This window comes from Janthinobacterium sp. LM6, assembly GCF_002002885.1.
GTDB classification, from domain to species: Bacteria; Pseudomonadota; Gammaproteobacteria; order Burkholderiales; family Burkholderiaceae_D; genus Janthinobacterium; species Janthinobacterium kumbetense.
Window position 1 is genome coordinate 1,952,455 of the sequence record NZ_CP019510.1, and the last position, 13,915, is coordinate 1,966,369.

Annotated in this window: 12 protein-coding genes; 6 read left to right on the forward strand and 6 right to left on the reverse strand. The window is 68.0% G+C overall.

The features are described 5' to 3' along the window. The first annotated feature begins 17 nt into the window (after window positions 1–17). From BZG29_RS08630 to BZG29_RS08645, 4 genes are read left to right on the forward strand one after another with little or no spacing between them, the layout of a single operon-like run. Window positions 18–1,109 (forward strand): ChuX/HutX family heme-like substrate-binding protein, encoded by a 1,092-nt coding sequence (locus BZG29_RS08630; RefSeq protein WP_077401192.1) that lies wholly within the window; start codon window positions 18–20, stop codon window positions 1,107–1,109. Continuing rightward, entirely contained in the window at window positions 1,097–2,032 is a 936-nt protein-coding gene (locus tag BZG29_RS08635; RefSeq protein WP_077401195.1) for an ABC transporter substrate-binding protein, read from the forward strand. Before BZG29_RS08630 ends, BZG29_RS08635 begins: the two co-directional genes overlap by 13 nt. Further along, window positions 2,029–3,081 carry an iron ABC transporter permease gene (locus BZG29_RS08640; protein WP_077401198.1) on the forward strand — a complete coding sequence of 351 codons (1,053 nt, stop codon included), beginning with the start codon at window positions 2,029–2,031 and terminating at the stop codon, window positions 3,079–3,081. The genes BZG29_RS08635 and BZG29_RS08640 overlap by 4 nt, the downstream gene beginning before the upstream one ends. Window positions 3,082–3,091: 10 nt before the next feature. After that, on the forward strand, window positions 3,092–3,880 hold the full coding sequence (locus tag BZG29_RS08645) for an ATP-binding cassette domain-containing protein (protein WP_077409024.1): 789 nt from the start codon (window positions 3,092–3,094) through the stop codon (window positions 3,878–3,880). Between the two features lie 21 nt (window positions 3,881–3,901). Here the strand turns inward: BZG29_RS08645 and BZG29_RS08650 are convergent, their stop codons facing one another. From BZG29_RS08650 to BZG29_RS08675, 6 genes are all read right to left on the reverse strand, one after another. Beyond that, window positions 3,902–4,336 (reverse strand): hypothetical protein, encoded by a 435-nt coding sequence (locus BZG29_RS08650; protein ID WP_216350359.1) that lies wholly within the window; start codon window positions 4,334–4,336, stop codon window positions 3,902–3,904. Beyond that, window positions 4,333–5,772 carry an efflux transporter outer membrane subunit gene (locus tag BZG29_RS08655; protein WP_077401201.1) on the reverse strand — a complete coding sequence of 480 codons (1,440 nt, stop codon included), beginning with the start codon at window positions 5,770–5,772 and terminating at the stop codon, window positions 4,333–4,335. Before BZG29_RS08655 ends, BZG29_RS08650 begins: the two co-directional genes overlap by 4 nt. Beyond that, window positions 5,769–6,839 (reverse strand): HlyD family secretion protein, encoded by a 1,071-nt coding sequence (locus tag BZG29_RS08660; protein WP_077401204.1) that lies wholly within the window; start codon window positions 6,837–6,839, stop codon window positions 5,769–5,771. The genes BZG29_RS08655 and BZG29_RS08660 overlap by 4 nt, the downstream gene beginning before the upstream one ends. 26 nt (window positions 6,840–6,865) lie before the next feature. Then, complete coding sequence (locus tag BZG29_RS08665; RefSeq protein WP_077401207.1) at window positions 6,866–8,404, reverse strand: MFS transporter; 1,539 nt, start codon at window positions 8,402–8,404, stop codon at window positions 6,866–6,868. Window positions 8,405–8,506: 102 nt separating this feature from the next. Further along, window positions 8,507–9,427, reverse strand: a complete 921-nt coding sequence (locus BZG29_RS08670) for a LysR family transcriptional regulator (RefSeq protein ID WP_077401210.1) — start codon at window positions 9,425–9,427, stop codon at window positions 8,507–8,509. A 78-nt stretch (window positions 9,428–9,505) separates the two neighbouring features. Beyond that, window positions 9,506–10,204 carry a UPF0149 family protein gene (locus tag BZG29_RS08675; RefSeq protein ID WP_077401213.1) on the reverse strand — a complete coding sequence of 233 codons (699 nt, stop codon included), beginning with the start codon at window positions 10,202–10,204 and terminating at the stop codon, window positions 9,506–9,508. A 102-nt stretch (window positions 10,205–10,306) separates the two neighbouring features. Between BZG29_RS08675 and BZG29_RS08680 the strand changes: the two genes are divergently transcribed. Both BZG29_RS08680 and BZG29_RS08685 read left to right on the forward strand, forming a co-directional pair. Next, on the forward strand, window positions 10,307–11,320 hold the full coding sequence (locus BZG29_RS08680) for a serine/threonine protein kinase (protein WP_077409025.1): 1,014 nt from the start codon (window positions 10,307–10,309) through the stop codon (window positions 11,318–11,320). A 125-nt stretch (window positions 11,321–11,445) separates the two neighbouring features. Then, complete coding sequence (locus tag BZG29_RS08685) at window positions 11,446–13,890, forward strand: hypothetical protein (RefSeq protein WP_077401216.1); 2,445 nt, start codon at window positions 11,446–11,448, stop codon at window positions 13,888–13,890. Window positions 13,891–13,915: the final 25 nt, after the last annotated feature.

Sequence of the window (13,915 nt, forward strand, 5' to 3'; positions counted from 1 at the left end):
GAGACACCGTGACGAGCATGCCCCCTATTTGCAACACCGAGCTGGTCGCCAGCGAATTTGCCCGCCTGCGCCGCGAGAAAAAAGCCCGCCACCGCGACATCGCCGAGGAACTGGCCATTTCCGAAGGCGAGCTGATCGCCGCGCACGCCGGCTTGTCGCTGGCCGATGGCGCCTTGCTGGTCGCCGAGCGCCTGCAGGCCGACTGGCCCGCCATCGTCCAGGCGCTGGAACCGCTGGGCGAAGTCATGGCGCTGACGCGCAATGCTTCGTGCGTGCATGAAAAGACGGGTGTCTATCGAAAAGCCAGTCACAACAACCACGTGGGCCTGGTGCTCGGTGGCGACATCGACTTGCGCGTGTTTTACCGCCAGTGGGCGCATGGCTTTGCCGTGCGCGAAGTGAACGCGGGCGAACACGAGGTGCAGCGCAGCCTGCAATTTTTCGATGCTGCCGGCCATGCCGTGCACAAGATTTTCATGAAGCCGCAAAGCGACCTGGCCGCCTATGACGCGCTGGTGGCGCATTTTGCCGACGCGGACCAGGCGGCCGGCATCGCCGTGACGGCGCCGGCTGCGCCGTCGGCCGAACTGCCCGACGCGCAGATCGACGTGGCCGGCTTTCGCGCTGCCTGGGCCGATTTGCGCGACACGCATGAATTTTTCACCCTGCTGAAAAAATATTCGGTCTCGCGCCTGCAGGGCCTGCGCCTGGCCGAGGCGCGCTTCGTGCAGCAGCTCGACAAATCCTGCGTGCTCGACCTCCTCAACAGCGCCGCCCTCGAAAAAGTCGCCATCATGGCCTTCGTCGGCAATGCGGGCATGATCCAGATCCATTCGGGGCCCGTGCACAAGATCGCCGTGATGGGGCCGTGGATCAATGTCCTCGATGCGCGCTTCAACCTGCATTTGCGCGAAGATCATATCGCCAGCGCCTGGGTGGTGAAAAAGCCCACCGTCGACGGGCTGGTGACGTCGGTGGAACTGTTCGACGCCAAGGGCGACACCATCGTCATGTTCTTTGGCGAACGCAAGCCGGGCGTACATGAACTGTGCGAATGGCGCAATGTCGTCGAGCGCGTGCTGCAGGAGGGCGAACTATGCGCCGCATGATCGCCGCCAGCGTGGCGCGCCGCATCGCGCTGAAAAAAATGGGGGCGGGAGCCCTGGCCCTGGCAGCGCCGATGCAGGTGCTGGCGGCCGTCAGCGACGCCGGCAAGCCGCTGGTCAAGGCGCGGCGCATCGTCAGCGTGGGCGGCGCCCTGACGGAAATCGTCTACGCGCTCGAGGCGCAGGGCGAACTGGTGGGCGTCGATACCACTTCGCTGTATCCGGCCGTGGCGCAGCAGCTGCCGCAAGTCGGTTATGCGCGTACCTTGTCGGCCGAGGGGGTGCTGTCGCTGGCGCCCACGCAGCTGATCGCCACCGAGGAGGCGGGGCCGCAAACGGTGTTGCGTCAGGTGCGCGACGCGGGCGTGCCGGTGGCGGTACTCAGCGCGAATAACAAGTTCGAAGGCTTGCTGGAACGGGTGAAACAGGTGGGCCAGATCACGGGACGCGCCGAGCCCGCCGCGCGCCTGGCGCATACCTTGCAGCAGCAATGGAGCGGCGCCCTGGCCAAGGTGCAGCAGCGCCAGCATGCGCCCGTGCGCGTGCTGTTCATCCTCGCGCATGCGCCGAACCAGGTGATGGTGGGCGGGCGCGAGACGGGCGCCGACGCCATGCTCGCGTACGCGGGTGCCGTCAACGTGATGGGCGGACAGGGCGGCCAGGGTGGATTCGCCGGCTACAAGCCGCTGACGCCCGAAGCCGTGATCGCCGCGCGGCCCGACCTGGTGCTCGTCACGGACCAGGGCTTGAAGGCCTCGGGCGGCGTGGACGGCATCCTGAAACTGCCAGGGCTCGCACAGACCCCGGCCGGGCGCAAGCACCGCATCGTCTCGCTGGAAGCCATGCTGCTGCTGGGCTTTGGCCCGCGCATGCCGCAGGCGCTGGCCGAACTCGATGCGGCGTTTGCCAAAGCCATGGCCGCATGAACGTGGCCTCCCTGGCGTCCGTCGCTCCCTGGCGCTGGCCACGCTGGGGCGCCGGCGGGCTGCTGGCCGCCGCACTGGCGTGCGGCTTGCTTATCGCCGTGCAGGCGGGCGCCGTGCCGGTGGCGCTGGCCGACTGGCTTGCGCCGTTGCAGGCTGGCGACGAGGCGCTGTCCGGCGGCGCGTATGTGCTGTGGCATATCCGCCTGCCGCGCGCCCTGTTTGCCATCCTGATCGGCGCCGCGCTGGCGCTGGCCGGCGGCTTGACGCAAGGGCTGTTCCGCAATCCGCTGGCCGATCCGGGCCTGCTGGGCGTGAGCAGCGGCGCCGCCTGCGCGGGCGCGGCCACCATCGTCTTTGCCGCCAGCCTGCACGTGGCGCCCGAGCTGCGCGTGTGGCTGCTGCCGGCCGCCGCGTTTGCCGGCGCCATGCTCATTTGCGTGCTGCTCGACCGGGTCGCCCGCTGGGCCACACCGGGCTCCATCGTCGGCCTGCTGCTGACGGGCGTGGCGCTGAACGCCATCACGGTGGCCGTCATGGGCCTGTGCATCTACCTGGCCAGCGACGACCAGTTGCGCACCCTGACTTTCTGGACATTGGGCTCGCTGTCGGCCGGCAGCTGGCGCCAGGTGGCGGCCTTGCTGGTGGTGCTGGCCGGCGCGCTGTGGGCCACGCGTTTCCTGATGCGTTCCCTGAACGCGCTGGCGCTGGGCGAGGCGCAGGCCCTGCACGTGGGCATCGACGTGGGCCGGCTGCGCACGCAGGTCATCGTGCTGGTGGCCGTGCTGACGGGTTTTGCCGTCGCCTGGTGCGGCGGCATCGGCTTCATCGGCCTGATCGCGCCGCACCTGGTGCGCACCTGGCTGGGCGCCGACCAGCGCAAGGTGCTGCCGCTGGCGATGCTGATGGGAGGCTTGCTGCTGCTGTTGGCCGACACCCTGGCGCGCACGGTCGCCATTCCGGCGGAAGTCCCCGTCGGCATTTTCACGGCCTTGCTGGGCGGGCCATTTTTCCTGATGCTGTTGCGGCGCTTCCGCCACGGCACCACCTGAAAGGATGCGCATGACGCCCCTGCTGGAACTCTCCTTCGCCACCACGCAACTGGGCCAGCAGTATTTCGGCCCCTTCAATCTGCAGGTGGCACCGGGCGAGCGCGTCGCCATCCTCGGCCCCAGCGGCGCTGGCAAGTCGACCCTGTTGAAATTGATGGCGCGCGAACTGCAGCCGCAGGCGGGCCAGGTGGTATTCGCCGGCCGGCCGCTGGCGCAGTGGCCGCTGGCCGAACTGGCGCGGCGCCGCGCCGTCCTGCCGCAAGCCTCGAACGTGGCCTTCGGCTTGCCGTGCGAGCTGGTGATCGGCCTGGGGCGGGTGGCGCGCCTGGCCGACCCGCAGCTGGAGCGGATCGTGCAGGACGCGGCCGCCCTGGCGCACGCCGCGCATTTGCTGGGCCGCCGCCTGGACACCCTGTCCGGCGGCGAACAGGCGCGGGTGCAGCTGGCGCGCATCTTCGCGCAGATGTGGGATGTCGAAGATGGCTTGATACTCGTCGACGAACCGCTGGCGGCGCTCGATCCCGGCCTGCAGTTCGACCTGCTCGACAGCCTGCAGCAGTTTTGCGCCGCGCGCGGCCACGCCGTCGTCGCCATCCTGCACGACATCAACCACGCCTTGCTGGGCTTCGAGCGGCTGCTGCTCGTGCGTTCGGGCCAGCTGGTCGCCGACATCGCCAGCGATGCCGGCGCCGTGCCCGCCCTGGCCGCGCTGTACGGCATCGCCCTGACGACGGCGACCAGCAGCGATGGCGACGTGTGCGTCATCCCCGCCAGAAGCGCCGTGCGCAGGGCCGCCTGACCGACACATTTATTTACTCGCTCACCACACGTCCGCCGCGCGCGGCCGCGCCATCTGGCCGCTGCCCAGCAGCCACACCATCAGGGCGTCGGCCTGTTCGCGCGTGGCCGCCACCTCCTGCAGGATGCCGAACGCCTTCATGGCGCCGGCCGCCATCGCTTGCAGGCGCGCGCGCTGCTGCGCGTCCGCCTCGACCGACACCAGACCCCGGCACAGGGCGGCCAGCGCCACCTTGTTGTGCTTGAGCCACAGGCCGCGGCGCTTGCGGTCGACGTGCGCTTCATCGCTGCGCTCTGCTTCGAACAGCAGGACGAACGGTTCGCCATGGCGCAGCAGGGCGTCCATGTCGTTTTCCCACAGCGGGGCATAGCCGGCGACGGCCGTTTCAGGGCGAAAGCGCACGATGGGAAAGTCGCTGACGTCGTGGATGGAAAAATGTGCGGGATTCGGTTTCATGGCGTGCTTCCTTGCGATGGGGTTGAAAAGGCTTGCCAGCCGCCGCCCAGCGCCTTGTAGACCTGGACCAGCGACAGCGAGGCGGTGGCGCGGCTGTCGACCAGCGCCGCTTCGTTGTTCAATAAGGTGTTTTGCACGTGCAGCACGTTGAGCAAGTCCGTGCCGCCCTGCCGGTACTGCAGTTCCGCGCTGCCTAGCGCCCGGCGTCCCTGCCTGACGGCTGCATCGAGGCTGGCCTGGCGGCGGGCGTTGGCCTGGTAGCCAGACAGCGCGTCTTCCACTTCGTGCCAGGCGGCCAGCACCGTCTGGCGGTAGGCGATGGCCGCTTCCTGCTGCTGCGCCTCGCGCAATTGCAGCTTGCCGCGCAGGCGGCCGCCATCGAACAGGGGCACGCTGAAGCCGGGGCCGAAGGCAAAGCGTTTGGCGTCCCAGCCGATGTCGGACAGCTGCATCGCTTGCAGGCCGATGCTGCCCGACAGCGTGATGCGCGGATAAAAATCGCCTTGCGCCACGCCGATGGCGGCCGTGGCCGCGTGCAGCTGCGCTTCGGCGCGGCGGATGTCGGGACGCCGCCCGGCCAGGCCGCTCGGCACGCCCAGCTGCACCTGCATGGCCACGGCCGGTATGTCCTTGCCCGCCGCCAGTTCCGCCCGCAAGCCTTGCGGCGGCAGCGCCAGCAGGAGGGCGAGGGCATTGCCCAGGCGCGCTTCGCGCTGCTGCAGCGGCGGCAGGCGCGCTTCGATGGTGGCCACGTGGGCCGCCGCCTCGGCCTCGTCGAGTTGCGTCGCCGCGCCTTCGCGCAGGCGGATGCGCGTCAGGTCCAGCGTATGGCGGGCGATATCGAGCAGTTGCTGCGTGATGGCCAGGGTCTGCTGCGCGCCGCGCAACTCGATGTAGTCGCGCGCCGTCTCGGCCAGCACGGCCAGCAGCACGCCGCGCTGCGTTTCCAGGGCCACGTCGACGTGCGCATCGGCCGCTTCCACTTCGCGCCGCACGCGGCCCCACAAGTCCAGCTCCCAGGCTGCGTCGAGGTTGCTTTGCCACAAGTTATAGGCGGACTGGCCGTTGTTGCGCGACGGGTCGCTCAAGCCTTGTTCGCTGTTGCGCGCGCGGCCATAGCTGCCATTTGCGCCCAGCGAGGGGCCTTGCGCGGCGCCCGCCACGCCCCGTGCGGCGCGGCTTTGTTCCAGCCGGCTGCCGGCCGCCAGCACGTCGAGGTTGGCGCCGGCGGCGCGCTGCAGCAGCGACGACAGGGTGGTATCGCCGAAGCTGTCCCACCAGCGCTGTTCGAGGGCGGCGTCTTGCTGGGCGGTGAAACGGGCATCCTGCGCCTGGCGCCATTGCTGTCCCAGCTCGTGGTGCGGGCGCTGGAAGTCGGTGCCGACGCTGGCGCAGCCGGCCAGGCCCAGGGTCATGATGCAGATCAAGGTTTTCATCGCGCGCTCACCTGTTGCAGCTGTGGACGGCGCATGGCCGTATCGATGCGCACTTCGGCCGACATGCCCACGCGCAGGCGGCTGCCGTCATCCTGGCCCGGATCGAGCGCGATCCTGACGGGGATGCGCTGCACCACCTTGGTGAAGTTGCCGGTGGCGTTTTCCGGCGCGATGGCGGCGAACGTCACGCCCGTGGCGGGCGCGATGCTGTGCACCGTGCCGCGCAGGAGCATGCCCGGATAGGCGTCGACGGCGATGCTGGCGCGCTGGCCCTGGCGCACGTGGGTCAGCTGGGTTTCCTGCAGGTTGGCGACGATGAAGCTGCGGTTCAATGGCACCACGGCCATCAGGCTGGCGCCGGGCGCCACCAGGGCGCCGACGCGCGCGGCGCGGCGTCCGACGATGCCGTCGATGGGCGCGTGCAGCTGCGTATGCGACAGATCAAGTTCGGCCCGCTGCAGGCTGGCGCGGGCGCGCAGCAGGGCCGCTTCGGCCGCGCCTTGCTGCGCCTGCAGAATGTCCGTCTGCTTGCGGGTGGCGACGAGGGCGGCGCGGTTTTGCGCCAGGCGCGCGCGGCTCACGTCGAAGCGCGATTGCGCCTGCTGGGCGTTTTGCACGCTGCCGGCGCCCTGGCCGGCCAGATGCTGCGAGCGGGCCAGTTCCTGCTGCGCCAGTTTGTCCTCCGCCTGGTTGGCGTCGACCAGGGTCGTGGCTTGCTCGATCACCGATTGCTGGCGCTGCAGGGTGGCGCGGGCATTGGCCAGCTGCGCCTCGGCGCCGGCGACTTCGGCGCGGGCCGAGGCGGCGGCGGCCTGGTAGTCGCGGTCGTCGATGCGCGCCAGCAGCTGACCCGCCTTGACAGTCTGGTTGTCTTCCACCAGCACTTCCCGCACGATGCCGCCCACCTTGGGGGAGAGCACGGTGTAGTCGGCGCTGACGAAGGCGTCGTCGGTGCCTTGTTCTTCGCTGGGCGAAAACAGCAGTTGCCAGGCACAAAAGGCGAGGGCGCAGGCCAGCAGGGCCAGGCCGAGAAGAAATGCGCGCGAGCGCAGTATGGTTTTTTGCATGGGGATGCTCTTTCTTGAAATAAAAGTCAGGCTGCGCGCGGCGGATAGACGCGCGTTGGCAGGATGGGAATGATCAAAATCATGGCCAGCGCGATGGCGGCGACAATGAGGTACAGGTCGGACGAGGTCAGGGTGACGACTTGCGCATGCATGCGCGCGCTCAAACCAGGACCCAAACCCGCCATGTCCACGGCGGCCGGCAGGTTGCCCAGGCGTTCGCTGAGCACCGTCGAATGAAAGTGGTTGCGGCGCGTGATCAGCGCGTCGAGCACGCCGGTGGCGACGACGGCCGACATGCCCTTGATGGTGTTGAACCAGGCCGAGGCGAAAGGGCCGTCCTGCGGCGCCAGGCCCGTGGTGGCCAGCAGCAGCAAGGGAATCACGGCCATCGGTTGCGCAAAGATCTGCACCGCTTGCAGCAGGTAGAAATGCGTGCGTATCCAGTCCGGCGACATGCGCGCGCCGAGCATGCAGGACAGGGCCAGCAAGGCCAGGCCGATGGCCAGCACCCAGCGGCAGTCGACGGCGCGCAGATTGCACAGGGCGGCCACCAGCGGCAGGGCGATCAATTGCGGCAGCGCCACCATCAGCATCACGGGCGCCGTCTGCAGCGGGCGGTAGGCGTGCACCTGCGCCAGGTAGGACGAGGGAATCAGGATCACGGCCAGCAGCACGAACAGCACGCCGCCCAGGGTCAGCAGGGCGTGGCTCAGATTGCGCCGCGACAGCAGCTGCAGCTTGAAGAACGGCAGCGGATGCGACCATTCGTTGATAAGGAACAATACCAGCAGCACGGCGCCGCCGCCCAGCAGCACGCAGATCAGCGGCGAGGCGAACCACGCCAGGCGCTCGCCCTGCAGCAATCCCACCACCAGCATGCTGATGGCGGGCAGGCCCAGCAGCAGGCCGCGCCAGTCGAATTGACGGAAACGCTCGAGGCGCAGCGGGTCTTGCGGCAAGCCCCACGACACCATCAAGAGGGCGACGATGCTGCCCGGGACGACTTGCCAGAACGCCCATTGCCAGCCCAGGTACTCGGTCCAGAAGGCGGCCAGCGGCGTGCCCAGGCTGGGGCCGAAAGTGGCGCTCAGCGCATAGCCGCCCAGCCCATACAGCTTGATGTTCGGCGGCAGGAAGCGCAGCGCCACCGTCATCAGCATGGGCGGCAGGGCGCCGCCGGCCGCGCCCTGCACCACGCGCAGGACGATTAGCACGGACAGGTTCGGCGCGAACGGACACAGCACGCCGGCGGCCATGCAGACGATGATGGCGGCGGCCGTCAGGCGGCGCAGCGAGAAAGTGACGGAGCACCACGGCGCAAATGCCATGGCCGACACCGACGCGGCTGCATACAGGGCGACGAGCCAGCTGGCGTCGTCGCGCGCGATGCCCATGGCGCCGCGGATGTCGGCCAGTGCGACCTTGGTGATGTTTTCATTCAGGCCGGACACCAGCACGGCCAGCAGCACGCCGGCCAGGCCCGTGGCCAGGCGCAGGCCGAAAATGGGCGGTGTAGGGGGAGGCGGCGCCGTCGGGACGGCGCCGGGTAGCAGTACAGCGGACACAGGGAACTCCGTGGATGAGAATCAGTCCACGCAGTATAGGTAGCCGTTAATCTTGTGAAAATTGATAATTAATGAAGTCTGAATTGCGTCTGGCGCAATGATTCAGGTGCCAGGGAGTGCGCTGCCGCACAGCTCCTTGATCATGCGGCGCAGCCAGCGGTGCGCATGGTCGTGGTCGAGGCGCGGGTGCCAGGCCTGGAATACGTCCACGCTGTCGATGGGGATCGGCAGCTGGAAGGTGCGCAGCCTCAAGCCCAGGCGCTCGACGATGGCCAGCAGGGGCGTGGGCATCAGCGGCAGCAGCAGGCGCGAATCGGCCACGGCGAAGATGGCGGACTGGAAGTTGGGGCTGATCAGCGAAACCCGTCGCGTGTAGCCCCGCTCGGCCAGGGCCGTGTCGAAGGGGCCGCGCGCCAGGCCGCGCCGCGAGACGCTGATATGTTCGTACTCGGTGAAGCTGTCCAGGTTGATGGGGCCGTCGAAGATCGGGTGGTCGCTGCGGGCGATGCCGACAAAGCCGGTGGTAAACAGCTGCTGCAGCTTGATGTCGGGCGCAAAGGCGCGCCGCGCGCTGATGTACAGGTCGACGCGGCCTGCGTGCAGGGCGTCGTTTTCCGTGGCGCCATCGCCTTCGGGCACGAAGCGCAGCACCGTGTGCGGCGCATGGCTGGCCAGCAGGTCGCGCAGCTTGCCGCCGTAGGCGCCGACAAACACGTCGTTGGCGCACAGGCTGAAGGTGCGTTCCAGCGTGTGCAAGTCCACTTCGCGGCCGGACGTGAAGATGGCATGCGCCTGCTCCACCACGCCGCGCACCTGTTCGCGCAATTCCAGCGCGCGCGGGGTCGGCGCCAGGCCGCGCCCGGAGCGCACGAAGACGGGGTCGCCGATGGCCTCGCGGATGCGCGCCAGGGTGCGGCTCATGGCCGGCGCGCTCAAATTCATGCGCCGCGCCGCGGCCACGGCACTGCCTTCCTCGAGCAGGATGTCGAGGGCGACGAGCAGGTTCAGGTCGGGGAGTTTCATGCGGCGATTATAGCCCGGGGGCCAATGCCAGTGCTGCGCCGGCAGGACGCCGGCGCAGAGAGTGATGCTACTGCGGGATTACTCGGCTGCCGGCTCGGCGCCGCAGCATTTCTTGAACTTCTTGCCGCTGCCGCAAGGGCAGTCGTCGTTGCGGCCCACTTTCGGCTCTTCGCGCTTCATGGTTTGCACGGGAGCCTTGCGGCGCGGGACCCAGAAACGGTGGATGGCCGGCAGGTTCGCTTCCAGTTCCTGCGCCAGCTTGTGCGCCTTGACCGGGTCTTCCACCAGTTTCAGCTCTTCTTCCTTGATTTCGTCGGCGCCCAGCAGGTAGATCGGCTGCATCAGCTCGGCCACTTCGGAATCCCAGATTTCATTCCACGAGCCTGGACGCAATTCCATGCCGTCCCAGAAGCCCCAGCACCAGGCTTCGGCGTCGATCAGGGTCTGGCCTTCGTAGTCGTGCTCGACGAACAGGGCTTCGAATTCCTTCGGCGCCACTTCAAACGTCACCAGCACTTCATTCATGAAGCGCATGATCAGGTTGACGATGCGCTCTTCTTCCTTGCTGTTCTTGAATTTCGGCGCATCTTCGGCATCTTCGCCCCACACGCGCGGCAACCACTCGGCCGGCATGATCGGTTCCGGACCGATGGCGACGGCCGTCAGATAGCCGTGCAGCATATCCATGGTCATGGCGTCTTCGGAGCACCGGTCCGACAACAGGAATTGGTCTAATTCGTCGAATTCTTTTTCTGATAATGGCTGTTCGAGTTGCATGGCTTGCTCTTTTATGAAAGTAAGACGCCAGTATACGCCTTGCGGCGCATCATCACCGAAGTGTTTGCACCGGCGGCCCGCGCGCGCCTTACAATGTCGCTTATGCACAATGAAAACCAGCCGCACGAGGACGACCGGCCCGTCCATCCCTTTTCCGCCCTGAGTCCCGATTGCGTGCTCGACGCCCTCGACAGCGTGGGCTTGCGCGGCGATGGCCGCCTGCTGGCGTTGAACAGCTATGAAAACCGCGTCTACCAGGTGGGCATCGAGGATAGCGCGCCCCTGGTGGCCAAGTTTTACCGTCCCGCGCGCTGGAGTGATACGGCCATCCTGGAAGAACACGCGTTCGTCTCCGAACTGGTCGAGCGCGAAATCCAGGTGGTGCCGGCGCTGGAAATCAACGGCAGCACCCTGCACCAGTACCAGGGCTTCCGCTTTGCCGTCTTCCCCCGCCATGGCGGCCGCGCACCCGAGCTGGACGACCCGGCGACGCTGGAATGGATAGGGCGCTTCATCGGCCGCATCCACGCCGTCGGCGCGCTGTCCGCCTACAAGGAGCGCCCGGCGCTCGATCACCAGACATTTGGCGTCGAACCGCGCGAATTCTTGCTGGAGGGTAACTTCCTGCCGCCCGAATTGCTGGCCGCGTATTCCAGCGTGGCGCAGCAGGCGCTCGACGGCGTCAAGCGCTGCTATGACCGCGCGGGCGACGTGGCCGTGCTGCGCACGCATGGCGATTGCCATGGCGGCAACGTGCTGTGGACGGACGCCGGCCCCCATTTCGTCGATTTCGACGATAGCCGCATGGGCCCGGCCATCCAGGACCTGTGGATGATGCTGTCGGGCGAGCGCGGCGACCAGGTGCGCCAGATGAGCGACATCCTGGCCGGTTATGAAGATTTTTGCGATTTCGACCCGCGCCAGCTGTACCTGGTCGAAGCGCTGCGCACCCTGCGCCTGATCCATTATTCGGCCTGGCTGGCGCGCCGCTGGGACGACCCCGCCTTCCCCGTCGCCTTCCCGTGGTTCAACACGCAGCGCTACTGGCAGGACCGTATCCTGGAACTCAGGGAGCAGGTGGCCTTGATGGATGAAGCGCCGCTCTGGCCCATTTGACCTAAACGTGGGAAAAGGGCGGTAAACGTCCTTCTTCTTGCCGCGCTGATTTGTGCATGCCTGTTCGATAATGGTGGTAATAAATTCCCATAAGCAACGGAATTCACCCGAATAAGCGAGAAATCATGCAAGCACAGCAAAATCAGCGCCAGGCCGCCTCCCTCACCGTCGCGTATTCCGCCGACGACGAGTTCGACCAGGGCAGCATGGTCTCGCTGCATGATTTCAAGGACCTGGAGCGCAAGGCGGAGGCGCCCGTGCCTGCTGCGCCAGCCGCCGCTGAGCTCCCTGCGCCCCAGCCGCAAGCCTTGCCGGCAGCGGAAGCCGACGGCAAGGCGCCGGCCGCCGAACGCCAGAAAATGGAATTGAAAGCCATCCACGAGGCGATTGCCCGCGTGGAAGCGGAAGCGAAGGCCACCTGCGCCGCCGAAAGCCGCGCGTTGGCCGAGGCGCGCGTGCGCTCGCTGGCCGAGGACCGCGCCGCCATTGACGCGGCCGCCGCTGCCGCCGCGCAGCAGAATGCGCAAGCGGCCGAAGAGGCGATTGCCGCCAACCGCGAACGCCTGGACACCATGCGCGCCGCCGCGCAAGCCAGCGTGGCCCGCCTGGAAGCCGTCAAGCAGGAGACGGCCGAATTGCGCGCCCGCGTGGAATCGGACAATGAAATCCGCCTGGCCGCCGAACAGCGCGCCCGCGCCGAGCAGGAAAGCCGTTTGCGCGCCAGCGAGCAAGTGGCCGTGCAGTCGGAACTGGCCGAGCAGGCCGCCCGCGCCGCCGAGGAATTGCAGGTGCAGACGGAGCAGGCGCGCCTGCAGGCCGTCGAGCGCGTCGCCGCCGTGCAGGCGGCCAAGGAAGAAATGGTGGGCATCGCCTCGGCCGACGCCAGAGTCGCCGTGCTGGCCCGCGAGCGCGAGCGCCATGCGCACGGTGCGCGCCAGACGGCGCAGATGCTGGCCGAAGCGGAAAGCGAAGCGCTGGACTTGACGGTGCAGCGCGAGCGCGCCGACCAGATCGCGCTGGAATCGGCCTTCAACCGCGCCGCCGCCGAAGTGCGCGCCCTGGAAGAAGCGCGCGCGCTGGCGCACCTGGAACAGGAGCGCGAAGCCATTGCGCTGGCGCAAGCGGAATCGGAACGCCATGCGGCGCAATCCCTGCGTTTGCGCCTGCAGACGGAAAAGGAATTGCGCGACGCGGCCATCCACCGCGAGCGCCTGGAAATGGTCGCCGTGGCCAGCGCGCAGGCGCGCCGCGATGCCGACGTGCGCATCCTGGCCGCCACCGAGGCGCGCATCGAGGTGGACCGCCAGCTGCGCGCCGTGGCGCTGGCCCGCGTGACCGCCGAACAGGATGCGGAAATCGCCGGCCACGCCAAGCTGGAGGCGGAAACGGCCGCACTGGAACAGACCAAGGCACGCGAAGCGGCCGAGCAGGCGGCCGCCGTGGCGGCGGCCCGCGAACTGGAAGAACAGCAGCGCGCCGCCAGCCTGGCGCATGAGCGGGCCGAACTGGCGCGCCAGGCGGCGGAACTGGCCGCCAGCCAGAACGAAGCCGAGCAGGCCGAAGTCGATGCCGGCAAGGCAACGTTGGCCGCGCAGGCGCAGGCAGCGCAACTGGCACAGGAAAAATCCCGGCAGGCGGAGCAGTTGCTGCAAGCTGAGCAGGAGCGCCTGGCCGCGGAACAAGCCGCCATCGCCGCCCTGAAAGAAAAACTGGAAGCGGAAGCGCTGGCGTGCAACGCGGCGCAGGAGCGCATCGCCGCCGAAGGCGCGCAAGCGGCACTGCTGCGCGGCCAGCACGCCGCCGAACAGGTTTTGCGGGAAGCGGCGCAAAAGGAAGCCGACGCCATCCGCATCCTGATGGATCAGGCGCTGGTCGAAGGCGAGCAGAAAGCCGCCGCCGCGCAAGCCGTGCAGGCGCAGGCGCGCCTGGCCGTGGAACTGGGGCAGGTGCACAGCGAGCGCGCCCGCGTGGAAGAAGACAAGGCGCAAGCTGCCGAAGCGCTGCTGGCATCCGAGCGCGATTTCGTCGCGGCCGAGCGCGAGTCGCTGGCGCTGATTGCGCAAAAACTGGTGCAGCAGCGCCAGACCAGCAGCGCAGAAGAACGCGCGTCGAACGCCATCGCCGGCCGCCTGGAAGCGGAAAAGCAGGCGACGGCGGCAGCCGACGCGCGCGCCGTGCTGGAACAGCAGGCGCTCGACGCCATGCGCCAGCGCGAGCAGATGGAACTGGCTGCGCAGCAGGCCGCCAGCGAGAAGCTTGCCGCACAGCAAGCCTTGCTGGCCAGCGCCCAGGCCCACGCCGCCCTGCAGCGCAAGGCGGCCGAGACGACGCGCGCGATGGCCGAGGCCAAGCAGCAATTGCTGGAGATGGAAACGGCGCGCGCGCAGCAACAGGAGCGCGAACTGGCCGCCCTGCGCGCCAGCCTGGAGCAGCCGCAAAGCGCGTTTTCCAGCTCCTTGAGCGCCGCCCGCGCGAAAGCCGAACAAGTCAGTTCGGCCAGTTTGACGCGCGAAGTGATCGAGCGCTTGACGCAGCCGAACGACGCTGGTGCCGTCTGGCGCTCACGTTAGGCAGGATACCGAACCAAACCTACTG

Excerpts from the sequence above, each read along its gene's own strand:
- BZG29_RS08680 (WP_077409025.1), top strand. The coding sequence starts at position 10,307 with ATGCACAATGAAAACCAGCCGCACGAGGACGACCGGCCCGTCCATCCC.
- BZG29_RS08650 (WP_216350359.1), bottom strand. The coding sequence starts at position 4,336 with ATGAAACCGAATCCCGCACATTTTTCCATCCACGACGTCAGCGACTTT.
- BZG29_RS08655 (WP_077401201.1), bottom strand. The coding sequence starts at position 5,772 with ATGAAAACCTTGATCTGCATCATGACCCTGGGCCTGGCCGGCTGCGCC.
- BZG29_RS08670 (WP_077401210.1), bottom strand. The coding sequence starts at position 9,427 with ATGAAACTCCCCGACCTGAACCTGCTCGTCGCCCTCGACATCCTGCTC.
- BZG29_RS08630 (WP_077401192.1), top strand. The coding sequence starts at position 18 with ATGCCCCCTATTTGCAACACCGAGCTGGTCGCCAGCGAATTTGCCCGC.
- BZG29_RS08640 (WP_077401198.1), top strand. The coding sequence starts at position 2,029 with ATGAACGTGGCCTCCCTGGCGTCCGTCGCTCCCTGGCGCTGGCCACGC.
- BZG29_RS08635 (WP_077401195.1), top strand. The coding sequence starts at position 1,097 with ATGCGCCGCATGATCGCCGCCAGCGTGGCGCGCCGCATCGCGCTGAAA.
- BZG29_RS08685 (WP_077401216.1), top strand. The coding sequence starts at position 11,446 with ATGCAAGCACAGCAAAATCAGCGCCAGGCCGCCTCCCTCACCGTCGCG.
- BZG29_RS08675 (WP_077401213.1), bottom strand. The coding sequence starts at position 10,204 with ATGCAACTCGAACAGCCATTATCAGAAAAAGAATTCGACGAATTAGAC.
- BZG29_RS08645 (WP_077409024.1), top strand. The coding sequence starts at position 3,092 with ATGACGCCCCTGCTGGAACTCTCCTTCGCCACCACGCAACTGGGCCAG.
- BZG29_RS08660 (WP_077401204.1), bottom strand. The coding sequence starts at position 6,839 with ATGCAAAAAACCATACTGCGCTCGCGCGCATTTCTTCTCGGCCTGGCC.